Origin of the sequence: Arthrobacter sp. PAMC 25486 (assembly GCF_000785535.1) — a bacterium.
GTDB lineage: Bacteria > Actinomycetota > Actinomycetes > Actinomycetales > Micrococcaceae > Specibacter.
This window is the reverse complement of sequence record NZ_CP007595.1, coordinates 3,027,175-3,044,144: the sequence shown is the minus strand read 5'-3', so window position 1 is coordinate 3,044,144 and position 16,970 is coordinate 3,027,175. Positions and strand designations below refer to the sequence as shown.

Below are 16,970 nucleotides of genomic sequence, written 5' to 3'. Positions count from 1 at the left end.
TTATGGCTACCAAATCTGCAGCAGAACTGATCACGGCGATCCAGGCCGGTTACACCTTCGAAGGCCCCTCCATCGCCTTGGGCGCGGCCATGGTCGACGGCGTGATCCGTCCCGAAGCGCAGGTGGCCCTGCCGCTGGCCATGATGAACCGGCACGGCTTGGTCGCCGGCGCCACGGGCACCGGCAAGACTGTCACGCTGCACATGATTGCCGAACAGCTGTCCACGGCTGGGGTGCCCGTCTTCATGGCCGACATCAAGGGCGACCTCACTGGCCTTGCCACAGCCGCGGAAGGCAACGACAAGCTCACGGCCCGCACCCAGGCACTGGGCCAGCACTGGGAATCCAAGGCGTTCCCGGTGGAATTCCTGGCACTCGGCGGCAACGGTAACGGCGTGCCGGTCAGGGCCACCATCGATTCGTTCGGCCCCATCCTGCTCTCGCGTGTCCTGGACTTGAATGAAACCCAGGAATCCAGCCTGCAATTGGTGTTCCACTACGCCGACACGAAGGACTTTGAGCTCTATGATCTCAAGGACCTGCGCGCCGTCATCACATTCCTGACCTCCGATGAGGGCAAGGCCGACCTCAAGGAACTTGGCGGGCTGTCCAAGGCCACGGCCGGGGTCATCTTGCGCAACCTGATCACCCTTGATGCCCAGGGCATGGGCGAGTTCTTTGGCTCCCCCGAATTTGATACGGCCGAACTGCTGCGCATCGCCCCCGACGGCCGCGGCGTCATCAGTTGCCTGGAACTGCCCAGCGTCCAAGACAAGCCGCTGCTGTTCTCCACGTTCCTGATGTGGCTGCTGGCCGATTTGTACCGCGATTTGCCCGAGGTCGGCGACATTGAAAAGCCCAAGCTCGTGTTCTTCTTCGACGAGGCGCACCTGCTGTTCAACAATGCCAGCAAGGCGTTTTTGGCCGCCATCACCCAGACCGTGCGGCTCATCCGCTCCAAGGGTGTGGGCATCTTCTTCGTCACCCAAACCCCCAAGGACGTCCCCTCCGACGTCCTGGCCCAGCTGGCCAACCGTGTCCAGCACGCCCTGCGCGCCTTCACCCCCGAGGACGCCAAGGCGCTTAAGGCCACCGTTTCCACCTTCCCCATCAACGATTACGACCTCGAGGAAGTGCTGACCAACGCGGGCATTGGCGAGGCCGTTGTCACCGTCATGAATGAAAATGGCGCACCAACACCGGTTGCCCTGACCCGCCTGCGCGCCCCCGGCTCAGTCATGGGTCCCAGCGCCGAAACCACCGTCACGTCTGTTATCGCCGCCTCCGCACTGCTGCCCACCTATGGCACCGCCGTCGACCCCGTCTCGGCCTTCGAGAAGTTGGCTGCAGCGACCGTTCCTGCCGAGGCGCCGCAGCCGCCCCGCACCGGTCCGGCCGTTGGCACGCCCCTGCCGCCGCCCCCTCCCCCAGCCTCCCTGCCTTCTCCCAAGCACGACGGCGGCATCGCCTCCGACGTCATCGGCGCCTTGGGCGGGGCTTTTGGCAGCGGACTGACAGGCGGGTTGAAGAGTGCCGCCCGCTCCATGGGAAGGAACCTGATCCGGGATATGTTCGGCACCGCACCCCGTAAGCGCCGCCGCTGACCATGACCGGAATTCAAGCCCCCGAGTCCGAACCCGGTACAGTTGACGAGGTGAAGAACGGGACCCAACTCATTAAAATTGCCGCAGCGTGGCTTCTGGTCCTAATGCTGGCCCTGGCCGCCTGCATCGTGACGATCGCCGTCGTCAATGACAAAAACTTTGGGCCGGAACGCACTGTTTCCCATTACTTAAACGCGCTCAAGGCAGGCGATGGGGCGAAGGCCCTAGGTCTGCTGCAAGCCAAAGTACCCAGCGCCAATGCTGCAGCCCTGGACGGTTCGGCACTCGCCGCATCCATGACAGGCCTGAAGGACATCAGCATCGGCGCAGCTGTGGACGGCGACGACAAGCAGAAAGTTGTCACCGTCAGCTACACGGTTGACGGCGCCGCCCTGACCAGCGATTTCAAGCTGCTCCACGGCCCCAAGCAATGGCTGTTCTTTGACAGCTGGCAGATGGTCCCCAGTACCCTGCCCCACATTGATGTCTCAGTTGTCAACGCCAACCAGGCAAGCATCAACGGTGTGGACGTCAACATGCCTGACGGGCGCAACACCTTTGCCACGTTTTACCCCGGCCGCTACGAACTTGAATACCGCTCCCCGCTCTTTGCCGCTCCCCCGGTGGCGCGGGCAGTGACAGGACCGGAAGGCGTAGCCGCCGTCGGTTTGGCCACCGGCCCCACCAGTGAGCTCCTATCCAAAGTGGACGGGACCATCCATACCTACCTCGACGGCTGCACCGAACAGGCAGTCTTGATGCCCACCGGCTGCCCCATGAGCGCAGGCAGCGACAACCGCATCACCTCGGCCGTAAAATGGTCCATCCTGGAGTACCCGGCCATCACAATCTCCCCGTATGGCGGCCAGTGGGTCTTGGCACCGCTGACGGTCAAGGCCCAGGTTGAGTTTACGGAACAAAACCTGTTCACCGGGCTGATCTCCGACATGAAGCAAGCCGAGGACTTCAAGTTCTCAGCAACCCTCTCCATCAAGGGCAACAACGTGGGCGTCACCCCTGTGCTGGACTACTAACCTCCCCACCCCCGCGCAGTTCCCCGCGCCCAGCGCCCGCCGAGGTGTGAGTTCACGCCCCCTGTGCAGCGGCAAAGAGGGCGTCATCCCACACCTCGGCGAAGTGGAGAGGGCGTCATCCCACACCTCGGCGAAGTGGGGAGCCGCGTGCCTACAGTTACTAGAGCCCGCGGAGGTCCAGTGCCAGTTCGGAGACACCATCGGCGCTAATGACTACGGGGATGCCCCAGTCCTGCTGGTACAGGTGGCAGGCCGCATGGTCGGGAATCTCGCCGCTGGCGTCGTCCGGGCCGTCGCACGCCGCAGCACGGGCGGTAAAGTGCAGCACACCCTCAGGAACATCGGGTGAGAGCATCAGCGTGCGCTGCAGACCAATGGACGTTCCTTCGCCGCTGAGCAGCAGTTCCGGCGGGGTGGAGGAAACCTTCAACTGGGTGGGATCGCCCCAGCGGTCATCCAGCTTCTGCCCGGTGGGTGCGGAGAAATTGATGGTTAGCGCCAGCTCGCCGGCGGCAATGGGTGTCTTGGGGCGCTGCGTCTGGGCGGCACCCTCATCAACCTGCAAGGCGTTCTTGGGCAGGGGCAGGCGGACCAGCTGGTGCCGGTTTGCCTCCACCACAATGAGCAGCGGTACCTCGCCCGATTCGTCCAGCAGCACGTCGCTGGGCTCGGCCAGTCCGCGGGCCAGTGTACTGACGGTCTTCGTCGCGGGGTCGTAGCGGCGCACGGCACCGTTGTAGGTGTCGGCGACGGCCACGGAACCGTCGGGCAGGACCGCAACACCCAAGGGGTGCTGCAGCCGGGCCTGGCCGGCCTCGCCGTCGCGGAAGCCAAAGTCAAAGAGGCCCTCACCGATGGCCGTCTCAACGGTTGCGCCGCCGTCGGCCGCGAATTGCAGCACGCGCAGGGCGGAGGTTTCAGAGTCGGCGATCCAGATGTTGCCCTTGGCATCCTCGGTGACGCCGGAGGGCTGGGCGAACCAGGCCTGGTCCGCGGGCCCGTCGAGCAACCCCTCGAGCCCGTTGCCGGCCACCACGGTGACGGCGCCGGTGGCGGGTGCGAAGCCGAAGATCTGGTGGGTGCCGGCCATCGCGATGATGACCGTGTCCAAGACGCGCGAGTAGGCCACATCCCACGGCGAGGACAGGGCAACCTCGAGCGGCGCGGTGCCGAGGAACGTCTCCGACGCGGCTGCGCCGTCGTCATTCACGCGGGCGGGCCCGGCATCCAGCAGGCGCTGGACACCGTTGCCGGCCAGGGTGCGGACCTCGCCGGTCGCCAGCGTGATGCCGCGCAGGCGGTGGTTGACGGAGTCGGCGATGACGACGTCGTAGCCGACTTCCGCTGCCAGCTCGGCCGGGAGCAGCGCCAGGCCCTGCGGCTCGTTGAACTCCGCATCCTGGGCGCTGCCGTCGAGGAAACCTTTGGTGCCGGAGCCGATGGTGCGCACCACGGTGGTCAGGTCGGGGCCGGTTTCGACGAGGCGGTGGTGGCCGGTGTCGGAGACGAGGAAGTTGCCGTCGGTCAGCGGCAGCACCTTGCCCGGGAAGCGCAGATCGCGCGCCACGGGCTCGGGGGCCACGTAGGGGCCGTCGCCACGGTGCAGGGTGCCGTTGGCCTCGTGCTTGGCGATCAGTTCGGGGATCAGCGAGGCCAGGCCTGCCGCGTGGCCCTCGCCGGAGAGGTGCGCCACGATGTAACCCTCGGGATCAACTACAACAAGGGTTGGCCAGGCGCGCGCCGAGTAGGCCTGCCAGGTGACGAGTTCGGGGTCGTCGAGGACGGGGTGGGTGATGTCGTAGCGTTCCACGGCCGCGGCCAATGCCACGGGGTCCGCCTCATGCTCAAACTTGGGCGAGTGCACGCCAACTGTGACCAGGACATCCTTGTATTCGGCTTCGAGCGGGCGCAGCTCGTCCAGGACGTGCAGGCAGTTGATGCAGCAGAACGTCCAGAAATCCAGGATGACAATCTTGCCGCGCAACTTCTCAAGGCTCAGCTCGACCCCGCCGGTGTTCAACCAGCCGCGGCCTTCAAGTTCGGATGCCCTGACCCGTACGGGATTGGTTTTCGTTGCGGAATCCACTAGTTCGCTTCTCCTTGCTCGGCGCCGTGCTCGGCGGGTTGCTGTTCATGTTGCCCTGCGGGGGCGCCGTCTGCTGCGGGGCCGCCTGCGGCGGTGCCGAGGGAAGCTGGGGCGGGCTGGCCGCCGTCGTGCTTCTCATGGGGCTTGTGCAGATGCGGCAGGGCAGGGCCGCTCTGGGCGGAAACCATTGCCGCATCGCGGGCTGCCAATTGGGCGAACATGTCATTGTAAGCATTCAGGTCGGCGTCCTTATTCCTGTCAGCCGCCCGATCGTTGCGCTTGGTCTCGCGCGCATCGGATTTTGACCACATGTAGGCGACGCCCAGGGCGATCAGCAGTGTGGGGAATTCACCGACGCCCCACGCAATGCCGCCGGCGGTTTGCTGGTCAACCATGGCGCTGTCGCCCCAGGGCCGGCCCATGTTTCCAAAGTACTCGCCCGAGAGCAGCGACGTGGACATCATGAGTGAGACGCCAAAGAACGCGTGGAAGGCCATGGTGGCCAACAGTAGGAGCAACCTCAGCGGGTAGGGTGCGCGGGTGGGGAGGGGGTCTGCGCCGATCATGCTTTGGACGAAGATGTAGCCGGTCAGCGAGAAGTGCACGATCATCAGCTCGTGGCCCACATGGTATTTCATGGCCAGGTTGAATGCCGGCGAGTAGTAGAACAAGATCAGGCTGCCGGAGAAGTTGGCTGCGGCGAAGAGCGGGTGTGTGATGACCTTGGAGTACTTGGAGTGCACCAGCACAAGGATCCATTCACGGATGCCGCGGGAACCGTCCCGGCGGGGCGCCAACGCCTGCAGGGCCAGGGAGATGGGTGAGCCCAGGGCCAGGAACAGCGGAGCGATCGCCATCAGCGCCATGTGCTCCACCATGTGGGCGCTGAACGTGACGGCACCGTAGACCGCGGGGCCACCGGAGGTGATGTAGACAAGTGCCAGCAGGCCGACGAACCAGGAGATGCTGCGCAGCACCGACCAGGAATCCCCGCGGCGGCGCAGTTTCATAATGCCGACGAGGTAGGCGGCACCGGCCAGGACGGCAAACGCCACCCACAGCCAGTCCATGCGCCACTCGGTGAACCAGCGGGAGAACTCAAGTTCCGGCGGCAGCGGGTAACCGGTGAGGATTTGTGCGGGGGTGAGTGCTTCCTGGGACAGCTCGCGCGACTGCGGCGGCGCGGAGCGGCCCAGAGCCACGGCGATGCCGCTGACGGCGCCCATGACCAGCAGCTCCACAAAGATCAGCTGCCAGAGCAGGCGGCGGGTGCTCGCAGAGCCGCCCTTCTTTGCCCCGCCCTCCAGGCGGGGAATGATCCACTCGCGGTGCATGTAGCCGATGATGCCCAGCACCACCGTGGCAGCAAACTTTGCCAGCAGCAGCTGGCCGTAGGAGGAGTAGAACAGGTCATGCCAGTTGGTGATGCGGATGGCGCCGTTGATGACGCCCGAGCCTGCCACCCCGGCAAAGGCAAAGATGGCCAGGGCCGAGAAACGCTTGAGCGTTTGGGCGGTGATGCGCCCGAGGACTCCGGACACCACCACCAGGACGATGATGCCGCCAACCCACAGCGACGCACCCGTGACGTGCAGGAACAGCGAGTTCACGGCGCCTTTGTGATCGGCGCTGGAGGCGGAGTGGCCAATCAGGGCCTGTGGAATGAAGGACAGCATGGCCAGCACCAGGGGCACGGCCAGTCCGCTGATGTTCCGCACACCGATCACCAGGGTGGTCACGACGGCGGCAATGATGGTGATCATCAGCCAGGCCTGCCCCACGGGCAGTTCGGTCATGAAGAACACCAGCATGTTGGTGTAATCGGAGGTGCCGGCCAGCGGCAGCCCGGAAATGCTGGAGTACGTCAGCACCAGCACGCCGATGGCCGACACGGTCCAGACCCCGCCGCCCACCATGGCCAGCGTCATGGCACGGGTGAACGCGGGGTGCTCCGGCACCGGAGCGCGCTTAGCGGCGTCGTGCTTCTGGCTGGCGCTGCGCGGCCGGTGCGCCTTCAGGTCCTTGGGCAGAATCACCACGGCAAACACGAGCGCGCCGACCACTGTGGACAGGGCCAGGTTGTGGAGGGTGGTGACCAGGGGCAGGCCCCACCGGGTGAACGAGCCCGGGTCGGCCAGTTCAGAGACGGCCGTGGCGCCCGTCCACAGCAGTGAAATCACGACGGCGGCCATGGCCGCTGCCAGTCCCAACCACCACCAGCGGCTGCGAATGCCGTTGGCAAAGCTGTGCTCCGGCGAGGCCGGAGCAGTGCGGACGGTGGTGGCTGGGGAAGAATCTACAGGTGGCACACCATTATTCTCCCGCACCCGATGAACTTAGTGCGAATCAGGGAGCTCACAGGAACGGGCCGCCCCCGGTCCCCCCGGCTGCGCCGTTTAAAACGTGAAGGCGGCCACCCTTTCGGGGACCGCCTTCACGCATGCTTTTGTAAAGAAGATTACTTCTTGACAGCAGCCTTCAGCTTGGAGCCGGCGGACAGCTTGACGCTGTGGCCTGCCGCAATCTGGATGGTCTCGCCGGTCTGGGGGTTGCGGCCGGTGCGTGCTGCACGGTCGGTGCGCTCGATGGAGAGCCAGCCCGGGATGGTGATCTTTTCGCCAGCGGCAACGGAGCTCTCGAATACGGAGAAGAGTGCATCCAAAACGCCGTTTACTGCTGTCTGGCTGGTCTCAGCCTTTGCAGCAACTTCAGCAACCAGTTCGCTACGGTTCTTAGCCATGTTTGTCCTCCTGGACGTCAAGTGAATCTAATTCCACGCGGTTGCGTGTCAACCACTGCTAGCGAACTTACCAGCAATTCCGCGCGTTTCCGGTAAATTTCGGTGTTTTTCGGCGTTTTACGAGGAAAATTCCCCGGATTCTAGGGTTATTTCGCTCTCAGCCGAGCGTTTCGGGGGCCTCGGACAGCCATTCCACGGCCGGGCCTCCTCCGTTTGAACGCCGGGACTCAGGCTTAAAGCACGGCGGCGAGCGGTCACCTGTCGAACAGGGCGACCTCCCGCCGTCGTACTTCACCAGCAGGGAGTGCGGTGGCCACTGCAAACGTGGCCAAGGCGCAATCCGGCACGCGTAACTGCGTGAAGCGGACCCGCAAAAGGGCAGCAAAAAGGGCGGCAACCCGAAGGTCACCGCCCTTTTACAACCGGAAATCAGTGATTACCAGCTGGACTTCTTGATGCCGGGCAGTTCGCCAGCGTGCGCCATCTTGCGGAAGCGTACACGGGAGATGCCGAACTTCTGGAGCGTTCCACGCGGGCGGCCGTCGATGGCGTCGCGGTTGCGAACGCGTACCGGTGAGGCGTTGCGGGGAAGCTTCTGCAGGCCCAGGCGGGCCGCTTCGCGCTCTTCGTCGGTGGAGGCCGGGTTAACGAGGGCCTTCTTCAGGGCGAGACGCTTCTCGGCGTAACGCTCTACGATGACCTTGCGCTGCTCGTTCTTCGCGATCATGGACTTCTTAGCCATAGTCTTAGCGCTCCTCTCGGAATTCGACGTGCTGACGGATCTTGGGATCGTACTTCTTCAGGACCAAACGGTCCGGAGTGTTACGACGGTTCTTGCGGGTCACGTACGTGAAACCGGTACCCGCGGTGCTCTTCAGCTTGATGATCGGACGAACGTCCCTGTCTTTTGCCACTAGAGCTTCACCCCACGAGCCAGAATTTCGGCAACGACTGCGTCAATGCCGCGGACGTCGATGGTCTTGATGCCCTTGACGGACAGCTGCAACGTGACGTTGCGGCGCAAGGACGGTACCCAGTAGCGCTTCTTCTGGATGTTCGGATCGAACCGGCGCTTGTTGCGGCGGTGCGAGTGCGAAATGCTATGTCCAAAGCCCGGCTCGGCTCCGGTCACCTGGCAGTGTGCTGCCATGATCACTCCTAATAAATATGTGGATACGGTTCACTGGTGTAAACCGTGCGATTAGGCGACGTCCGCCCTTGGACAGCATCATTCCCAAACAACATTTTCATGAAGGAAGGAAAGTGCCCGTCCGGCGAATACCCGAATGCACGCAACTTGAGCCCCTAACTACCGGCCTGCGGGAGGATAATCACCGCAAACCGGAGCAATTGCACACGCTCCGCGCCACCTAGCGCCTACCCAGTCTAGTTGCAATCGGGGCGATTGTGCTAATTGGCTTACCACACGCGTCCCCAAAGCAGGCAACCGGCACGGAATCATCTTCCGTGCCGGTCACTTCATGCCGTTTTCGCCACCTTGGTTAGTGCTTTGCTGATGCACGACGGCGTTGCGCCAGTACCAGCGCCACACCCAGTCCCAGCAGGCTCAGTGCCCCGACCGCCAGTCCCCCACCATTGGCGCCGGTATTGGCCAGCACCTTGGTTGTGGTGGTGTTGGTGGCTGTGGGCTTGACCGACAGTGAGGGTGCCTGAGTGGTCGACTCAAGAGGCTTTGTTGCCTCTGTCGTCTGCACGGGCATCGCGCCATCCGTGGCCTGCGGCTCAGCAGTCGGTACAGGGTTCAGCGTCGGGTTTACGCCCTGCGTCGGTTTGGGATCCGGCGTCGGCTTTGCATCATCGGTCGGCGTCGGCTCCGGCTTTGCATCATCGGTCGGCGTCGGCTCCGGCTTTGCATCATCCGTCGGCTTGGGATCCGGCTCCGGCTTTGCATCATCCGTCGGTTTGGGATCCGGCTTCTCGGTCGGCACAGGCTTTGCAGAGATAACTATCGTCTGCCCTGGCGCCTCTGATCCCAAGTAGTTTGCATCGCCACTGTAAATAGCTGTGACAACGTTGTTGCCAACCGGAAGGCCCTTGAGTTCCAGGCTGGCTTGGCCCTTGACGATCTCAACTGGCGAACCTGCTTCCGTTCCGGAAACACTGAACTGCACTGAACCAGAGAGGAGCAGACCTTCTTCGGCGCCGTCAATGTTTGCAATGGCTGAAACGGTATCGCCAAGCATGCCCGTGCTCGGCGATACACTCACACCAACGGTGGTGGGCAGCTTGTTTACCAGTTGCTCGAGTTGAGTGCTTTCAGATGGGCCAAAATTCCCGGTGGCGGCGTAGAACGCCGTCACCGAATGGGTTCCGGCCAATAGTTCGCTGACAGGCAATGTCGCCACGCCATCGACGAGTGCCGCCGATCCAATAGCTTCGCCTTCCACGCTGAACTCGACGTCACCGTTAGGGATCATGGCGGGGTCAACATCCTGTTCCCGGGCTTCTTCGCCTGGGTCACCCTCGGCTGTCAATATGGGCTGATTGGTGGTTACCGTGGCGGTTAGGACCGTTTCCTGTCCCACGTTTGAAGGATTCAGCGACGATTCCAGATTCAGGCCGGTTCCCACAGCCGCCACCGTGTTGGAGGCCTCGCCCGAAGATTGGTTGAACGACGTATCGCCGGAGTAGCTGGCAGTCATGGTGTGTGTCCCGGCGTTCAACAGGGGAAGTGGAACACGTACGGTGCCGTCCGTGCCGAGAGTTGCCGTCTGGGAATCGCCGCCATCCACGGAGTATTGAACCACGCCGGCGGGCACCGTCCAGGTGTTCTCTGACGACGTCACGGAGATGTCTGCGAACGCAGGGTCACCATATGTCATGGCGCCGGGCAATTCTACGGATGTCGCCGTGGCTGCCAGTTGTGTGGCCACCGAGGCATTGCCTTCGGAGGCGTTGTATGCGCCTACTGCGCTGAAGCTGGCGCACACTTCATCGGTAGCAGGTCCGGAGATGGTGGCGGATCCGTTGGTCAGTGAACCGCTACCCAACACCGTGTCGCTGCCACAAGCCCCGGCGTACAAGGCGAAGGGTCCGTCTACAGGCGTCGCGGTGCCGGCAACCACCGTATTGACGGTGTAGTCAATCGTCTGCCCCACAAATGCAGGACTCGGGCTGGCAACCAGGGAAGTGGTGGTGTCGATCGTGTAGCTGACTTTGACATTGCCGTTGCCAAAATAGTTGCTGGTCATTTTATTGACATCTGTTGCCGAGGTCCCTGCAAAGCTGGAACCGGCTGCACCGCCGCCACCGCCTGCGCCTCCAGCCCTGCCCCCGCCACCGCCATTGCCGGAAACAGTGTAGCCAGCACCGCCGCCACCGCCACCCCCACCACTGGAGGAATTGGCGGCGTTGCCGCCCTCGCCGCCATGGCGTGCTCCGCCACTGCTGGCGCCGCCGGCACCCTCGCCAAGGCAGACTCCGGAGGCGCTGTAGCCCCGTTGGCCCACAGCGCCGGACTCGCCGCCGTGGCCACCGTAGCACCAGGCGAAGGCTGCTCCGCGCCCTCCTCCGCCGCCACCACCACCTGCGACCACCAATGGAGTGGTGCCGGCCACGATTGCACCGGCGCCGCCACCGCCGGCACCGGCCTTGCCGCCCAGCGAGCCAGTGTTGCCGGCGCCGCCAGTTCCCCAGCCAGCACCGCCCTCGGCAGGTTTGTGTCGACTGCCGACTGGACCTCCCATGGTTGCCCCAAACATCGTCAACACCTGTCCAGGGGTTACGGGCAGATTTGCCGTGACACTCGCCCCGCGTCCGCCACGGCCGTCTCCGGTCAGTTTGAAGTCTGGCAGTCCGATGGGACCTAAATCGAAACTGATGTCAGTTCCGCTGCCGCCAGCAGCACCGTTGACTTGGACTGCAAGTGAGGTGACACCATCCGGAACCGTGAACGCCGTGCCCCTCGTGCCGGAAAAAGTCTGCGTAATGCGTTCCGGTGCGCCGGTTGCTGCCTGCACCGGCGACAACGCCACTGCAGTTATTCCGAGACCTACAACTGCTGTTGCCAGCACCCCACCAGCCACTCGCATGAGTGCCGGTTGCCTTAATTTGGCCATTGCCAAATCCTTCCGTGTCATTAAGAATTCATGGTGGTAATCGCAGTTCAGCTGCCATCCCCCAGGAATGGCAGCTGAAAAGCATTTGGTCCCGAGTCAACGGAACCGATACATGTGCAGATCGGCTGTGCCGCGGATCCGCACACGTTTTAGGGTGTCCGCATGGGCCAGATACCCCTCATGTCGCGATCGGCTGCCTCCTGTGGGCGGACCGGCCCGGCATCCTCCAAAAATGCAATTTCAGCCTCCAAAACCTGCCTCAAGCGGCGTAAGGCTTCAAAAAGCGTCTCCGGCGCTGCATGCAACGCCACTCCCCCAGAAGCGGTCATCGTGATGCCTTCTTTCCTGTACCCGTATTTCCGTTGTGTCGGTGCTTCCGACACTACGGACGGGGACCGATGCGCACATCGGTAATTACTACGTATCTTTTGCTTGAGACCCCACAGGCCGTCGGTGAAACTAAAAGAACCTCCCGCTGCGGCACGTGGCCACAGCGGGAGGTTCCTGATGCGCGGGAGGCAAGCTCCGGCGTCGTAGGTATTAAGTTGTTAGATCAAGGTAAATCAGGCAAGCGGGCTGCGCAGGACGGGCCAGCGGGCGCTGAGGTTGTCGCCCGAGGACACTCCGCGCAGGCGGCGACTCACCCAAGGGCCCACATATTCCTTGGTCCAGGCGGCGTTGTCCTTGAGCGTTTCCGTGGTGGTGCGCACCGGGATGGGCGGCAGTTCCGACATGGGGATGCGTACGGTTTCACCGAGTTGTTCGAGCACGCGGTTGGCCATGTTGATGTGACCGGGAGTGGACATGTGCATGCGGTCGATCCCCCAGAGGCGCCAGTCGTTGTATTCACGGAAGCGCCAGTAGTCGACGAGCTCGGCGCCGTGGGTTTCTGCGACCTCGCGGACCAGTTCGTTGTAGACGGCGGTGCGGCCGCGGATGCTGGCGAAGACCTTGGAGGAGCTGGCGTCGTAGCCGGTGAAGATCAGCAGGCGTGCGCCGGTGGCGGCCAGCTTGGCCAGGCCGTCGGAGTACTTGGCGACCATGGCGTCAATGTCCACCTTGGGACGCAGGATGTCATTGATGCCGGAGTAAATGGTGACGAGCGTTGGCTTCAGGGCCACGGCTACATCGATCTGCTCGGCCAGGATCTGGTTCATCTTCTTGCCGCGGATGGCCAGGTTGACGTAACCCCAGGACGCTTCGGGATGGGCGAGCGCGAGCTGTTCGGCCGCCCGGTCCGCCCAGCCGCGGACCTGGTTGGGCAGTTTAGGGTCTGTGTCGCCGAGGCCTTCCGTGAATGAGTCGCCCAATGCCACATATCGTTGCGAAAATTCCACGCCTGCTCCTTGTTGCCGCAATCCGGCCGCAGCCAAAGTCGATTGCGGTCGTTTGTTGCCCGACCATTAACTACGCTAATCCTATGACTTCGTTCCACTCATTCCCCCTGTGAGCGCGCCCGCCACCATTTGGGGCAGCCAATACCGGGGTGCCACGCTGGGATTCTTTGGCCTGGCGTTCATGGTTGCCTACTCGACGGCTGCCATCACCACGGCCATGCCGGCGGCCGCCGCCGAGCTCAACGGTCTGCCGCTCTACGGCCTGGCCTTTGGCATCACCATGGCGACCTCCGTCGTCTCGATGACGCTCGCGGCTCTCTGGATTGACAGATCCGGGCCGCAGATCCCGCTGCTCACGGGTGTGTGCATCTACGTTGCCGGCATGTTCCTCTCCGCTTTTGCCCCCACCATGGAACTGCTGGTTGCCGCGCGGGCATTGACAGGTTTGGGCTCCGGGCTCGACGGCGTAGCCCTCTATGTGGGCATCGCCCGGGTCTTCCCCGCCCATCTGCGCCCCAAAATGTTTGGTGCCCTGGCCGCGGCCTGGCTGCTGCCCTCCATTGTTGGGCCTGCGCTCAGTGGCCTCGTCACCGACCACTTTGGCTGGCGCTGGGTCTTCGCCACCGTCCCCGTCCTGGCCATCGTCGCCGTTGCCTTGTTGCTGCACGGCAGCCGCGGTTCGGGAATGACTGGTCCCCACCCGCCCGCTAAAAGTCCGACGGCGGGGCCCGGACTGGCGCTTTCCGCCCGCCTTTGGTGGAAGCCGGCGTGGGCGGTTGTGGCGTCCGCGTCGGTGCTCTTGCTGGGCGATGCCAGCACCCGCTCCCAGCCATGGTGGCCCGCCCAACTGGTTGCCGCCGTCATACTTCTTGCCGTGGCCGTGAACATTCTGCTGCCCAAGGGAACCTGGCGGGTGGCGCGCGGGCTGCCCTCGCTGATTTTGATGCGCGGGCTCATGGGCACGGGATTTACGATTGCCGATGTCTACCTGCCGCTGTTCATGATCGACCAGCGGGGGCTCCCGGCGTGGTTGGCCGGGCTGTCGTTGACGGTGGGCGGGGTGACATGGGCCGTGGGTGCGTGGCTGGCCGGGCGCGGGACGTCGCGACCGTCGCAGTTGCTGAGGTGGGGTGCCGCGTTCATGTTGTTAGGGATGTTGGTGGCCACGCTCGTACTGCTTCCCGGCTGGCCGGTATGGATTGCCTGGGTGGGCTGGGCGGCGGCCGGATTCGGCATTGGCATGGCCTACCCCACACAGTCGGTGGTGGTGCTGGGGGAATCTGCCCCGAGCGAGCAGGGCACGAACGCCTCGGCCCTGCAGTTGAGCGAGACCCTGCTGACCGCGACGATGCTGGCCGTGGTGGGTGCCGTGTTCGCCGCCCTGCTTGGGCTGGGCGAGGCCGGGTACGTCATGGCGTTCGGTACGGCTTGCGCCTTGGGACTGGTGACGCTGGTGGTCTCACGCCGCGCGGGAGCCTCTTAGTTCCGGACGCAGGAAGGGTTTTCGACTGGTGACATGCCAGCCGCCAAAAACCATTTCACGCTCACTTTGCGACGCTCCCGGCTATGACGCCAGTTCCAGTGCCTCACTGGCCCGTTCGGCTTCGCCCGCCGCGATGAGTGCGGCGTAGGCTCCCCCGGCTGCCCTGAGATCCGACGGCGTCCCCACCTCAGCAAGTTCACCCGCCGAGAGCACGGCCAGTTGATCTGCATCCTCCACGGTGGTGAGCCGGTGGGCGATGGTCAGCGTGGTGCGGCCTACGGCAAGGTGGTCCAGGGCCAGCTGGACCGCGGCTTCGGTGGTGTTGTCCAGGGCCGAGGTGGCTTCATCCAGCACCAGGACGCGCGGGTTGCGCAGGATGGTCCGGGCAATGGCCAACCGCTGCTGCTCCCCACCGGAGAAGCGGTGCCCGCGGGCACCCACCAGGGTGTCCAGGCCCTCAGGGAGTCCGGCCACAAGGTCTGCGATTTGTGCAGAAGCCAGGGCCTTCCAGAGAGTTGCATCGTCGGCGTCCGGGGCGGCCAGCTGCAAGTTTTCGCGGATGGAGGCGTGGACCAGGTAGCTTTCCTGCGACACCACGCCCACAATGCGGGCGAGCACATCAGGGGCAATGTCGCGCACGTCGACGCCGTCAATCGTGACCCGGCCGGAGGTGACATCGTGCAGCCGGGGCAGCAGCGCGCCGAGCGTGGACTTGCCGGAACCGGTGGGGCCAACCACGGCGGTGGTGGTGCCTGCCAACAGCGCAAGGTCGATGCCGCGCAAAACATCAGTGCCGCCGTCGTACGCGAACCGGACGTTTTCAAAGCGAACCTCGCCGCGCACCGTGGACGGGTCCAGGGGAACCGGGTTTTCCGGGGCGGTGATGTCGGGGACCATGTCCAGGTATTCAAAGATGCGGCTGAACAGCGCCATGGCCGTGACCCACTGGACGCCGAGGTTCAGCAGGCCCATGATGGGGCGGAAGACCGTGGCCTGCAGCGCGGTGAATGCCACGATGGTGCCGATGGACATGGTGGCCCCGGGCAGGCCGCCGGCGAAGTAGATCAGCGCGGGGATGGCCGAGAAGATGATGCTCATGGTCGCCATGCGCCAGCGGCCGGCCAGCTGCGAGCGCAGTTCCAGGCCGATGAGCCGTTCGGAGCTTTCGGTGTAGCGGGCGGCGTCGCGGCCGGTGGTGCCGAGGGTTTTGGCCAGGCGCACACCGGAGACGCTCAGGCCCTCCTCCACATAGGTGTTCATGGTGGCGAGTTCGGCCTGCATGGTGGAGGTGATGTCGCGCCGCAGCAGCGCCACGCGGCGGGAGAACCAGACGGCCGGCGGGATCACAATCAGCGAGAGCAGCGACAGTTGGGGTGAGAGCACAATCATGGCGGCGGCGGTGGCAACCACGGTGGTCACGTTGGAGGCAATGCCCGTGGCTGTGGAGGTGATGACCGACTGCATGCCGGAGATGTCGTTGTTCAGGCGGGACTGCACCTCGCCGCTGCGGGTCCTGGTGAAGAATGCGAGCGACTGCTTTTGCAGGTGTGTGAACAGCCGGGTGCGCAGCGTGTGCATGATCTTCTGGCCCATGCCCGTGGTCATCCACGTCTGGATCACGCCGATGAAGGCGGTGGCGGCGGCCACGGCGATCATGGCACCGGCCAGCCACGCAAGCATTGTCAGGTCCTTTTTCGGCAGGGCCGTGTCGATGATGCTGCGGACCAGGAACGGTTGCGCCAGGCCAACAATGCTGGAGACGCTAATCAGAAGCACGACGATGGCAATGGTCGCCTTGTGCGGTGCGAACAGGGCCGCGATCCGCTTCAGGCTGACGGGGTGCAGCTTGACCTGCTTCTTGTCGGCCGGGTTGATGCGGCCGGGGCCGCGGGTGTTTAGGTTTGCTGGGCCGGATTCGTCACGGCTGGGTTTTTGCTTTTGTCTGAGGATGTTCTCCGTCATATGCGCCACCTCCAAATGGTGTGCGGGGTGCGGGACTCGCACCAACTAATAGAGAGGTTACCTCACTATGTGGTTGGCAGTCAAATTTAGTATGCTGTTTGTATGGCTTCCCCCGACACCACACCCGACCTTGGCGAGCTGTTTCACGGCGCCTTCAGGGGCTTGCGCCGCACCTGGTCCGAGCAGCTGGCACCCTGGGACTTGACCCCGCACCAGTGGCGGGCGCTGCTGACACTCATGCGGGGACGGCGAGGTGACCCGGCTTCCAGCGGTCCAGCCGGCGGTCCGGCTGCCGGCGCCGACGACTGCGCCGTCCCTGGCGATGTCCGGCTGAAGGACCTGGCCGAGCGGCTGCGCATTGCACCGCGGTCGGCCACCGAGGTGGTCGACCAGCTCGAGGCCAAGGGATTGGTCCGGCGCAAGCCCGACCCCACGGACCGGCGGGCCACGTTGATCGTGGCCACGCCTGCCGGGCAAAAGCTCTTTGCCGATGTCCAGGAGGAGCGCCGCGGCAAGTCCAGCGAATACTTTGCCCGGCTCAACGACCACGACCGGGCCGAGCTGGCCCGCATCTTGGCCCAGCTCCACAACTAAAGACAAACCCTCGCTCATATACGGGGCACTTTCGGCAAACGATCGCTCACC

13 protein-coding genes are annotated in these 16,970 nt (G+C 64.1%); 4 read left to right on the top strand and 9 right to left on the bottom strand.

Features of this window, described 5'->3' with window-relative positions; translation table 11 throughout:
• The first annotated feature begins 2 nt into the window (after positions 1 to 2).
• Together art_RS13920 and art_RS13915 are read left to right on the top strand one after the other, a co-directional pair.
• Positions 3 to 1,604, top strand: coding sequence for a helicase HerA-like domain-containing protein (locus art_RS13920; RefSeq protein WP_038465695.1), 1,602 nt, complete (start codon positions 3 to 5; stop codon positions 1,602 to 1,604).
• A 2-nt stretch (positions 1,605 to 1,606) separates the two neighbouring features.
• Positions 1,607 to 2,638, top strand: coding sequence for a hypothetical protein (locus tag art_RS13915; protein WP_052136569.1), 1,032 nt, complete (start codon positions 1,607 to 1,609; stop codon positions 2,636 to 2,638).
• Positions 2,639 to 2,798: 160 nt separating this feature from the next.
• Here the strand turns inward: art_RS13915 and art_RS13910 are convergent, their stop codons facing one another.
• The 8 genes from art_RS13910 to art_RS13870 all read right to left on the bottom strand — a co-directional run bounded on the left by art_RS13910 (position 2,799) and on the right by art_RS13870 (position 12,880).
• Entirely contained in the window at positions 2,799 to 4,724 is a 1,926-nt protein-coding gene (locus tag art_RS13910; protein ID WP_038465693.1) for an NHL domain-containing thioredoxin family protein, read from the bottom strand.
• A complete protein-coding gene (locus art_RS13905) occupies positions 4,724 to 6,916 on the bottom strand; it encodes a cytochrome c oxidase assembly protein (protein ID WP_082000571.1) in 2,193 nt (730 codons plus the stop codon). Before art_RS13905 ends, art_RS13910 begins: the two co-directional genes overlap by 1 nt.
• 266 nt (positions 6,917 to 7,182) lie before the next feature.
• Positions 7,183 to 7,464 (bottom strand): HU family DNA-binding protein, encoded by a 282-nt coding sequence (locus art_RS13900; RefSeq protein WP_038465691.1) that lies wholly within the window; start codon positions 7,462 to 7,464, stop codon positions 7,183 to 7,185.
• Between the two features lie 436 nt (positions 7,465 to 7,900).
• Entirely contained in the window at positions 7,901 to 8,206 is a 306-nt protein-coding gene (gene rpsN, locus art_RS13895) for a 30S ribosomal protein S14 (RefSeq protein ID WP_038465689.1), read from the bottom strand.
• 4 nt (positions 8,207 to 8,210) lie between these two features.
• Complete coding sequence (gene rpmG / locus art_RS13890) at positions 8,211 to 8,378, bottom strand: 50S ribosomal protein L33 (RefSeq protein WP_038465687.1); 168 nt, start codon at positions 8,376 to 8,378, stop codon at positions 8,211 to 8,213.
• Entirely contained in the window at positions 8,378 to 8,614 is a 237-nt protein-coding gene (gene rpmB / locus art_RS13885) for a 50S ribosomal protein L28 (protein ID WP_038465685.1), read from the bottom strand. The genes rpmG and rpmB overlap by 1 nt, the downstream gene beginning before the upstream one ends.
• A 352-nt stretch (positions 8,615 to 8,966) precedes the next feature.
• Positions 8,967 to 11,543, bottom strand: a complete 2,577-nt coding sequence (locus tag art_RS21120; RefSeq protein WP_157875274.1) for an Ig-like domain repeat protein — start codon at positions 11,541 to 11,543, stop codon at positions 8,967 to 8,969.
• 563 nt (positions 11,544 to 12,106) lie between these two features.
• Positions 12,107 to 12,880, bottom strand: coding sequence for an SGNH/GDSL hydrolase family protein (locus art_RS13870; RefSeq protein ID WP_038465682.1), 774 nt, complete (start codon positions 12,878 to 12,880; stop codon positions 12,107 to 12,109).
• A gap of 109 nt (positions 12,881 to 12,989) precedes the next feature.
• On the opposite strand from art_RS13870, the gene art_RS13865 reads away from it, so the two are divergent.
• The gene (locus art_RS13865) at positions 12,990 to 14,363 is read left to right on the top strand and encodes an MFS transporter (protein WP_052136567.1); all 1,374 of its coding nucleotides are present in this window, start codon (positions 12,990 to 12,992) and stop codon (positions 14,361 to 14,363) included.
• 81 nt (positions 14,364 to 14,444) lie between these two features.
• Here art_RS13865 and art_RS13860 read toward each other — a convergent pair whose 3' ends face one another.
• Positions 14,445 to 16,325, bottom strand: coding sequence for an ABC transporter ATP-binding protein (locus art_RS13860; protein WP_082000304.1), 1,881 nt, complete (start codon positions 16,323 to 16,325; stop codon positions 14,445 to 14,447).
• A gap of 102 nt (positions 16,326 to 16,427) precedes the next feature.
• Between art_RS13860 and art_RS13855 the strand changes: the two genes are divergently transcribed.
• The gene (locus tag art_RS13855; protein ID WP_038465678.1) at positions 16,428 to 16,919 is read left to right on the top strand and encodes a MarR family winged helix-turn-helix transcriptional regulator; all 492 of its coding nucleotides are present in this window, start codon (positions 16,428 to 16,430) and stop codon (positions 16,917 to 16,919) included.
• Positions 16,920 to 16,970: the final 51 nt, after the last annotated feature.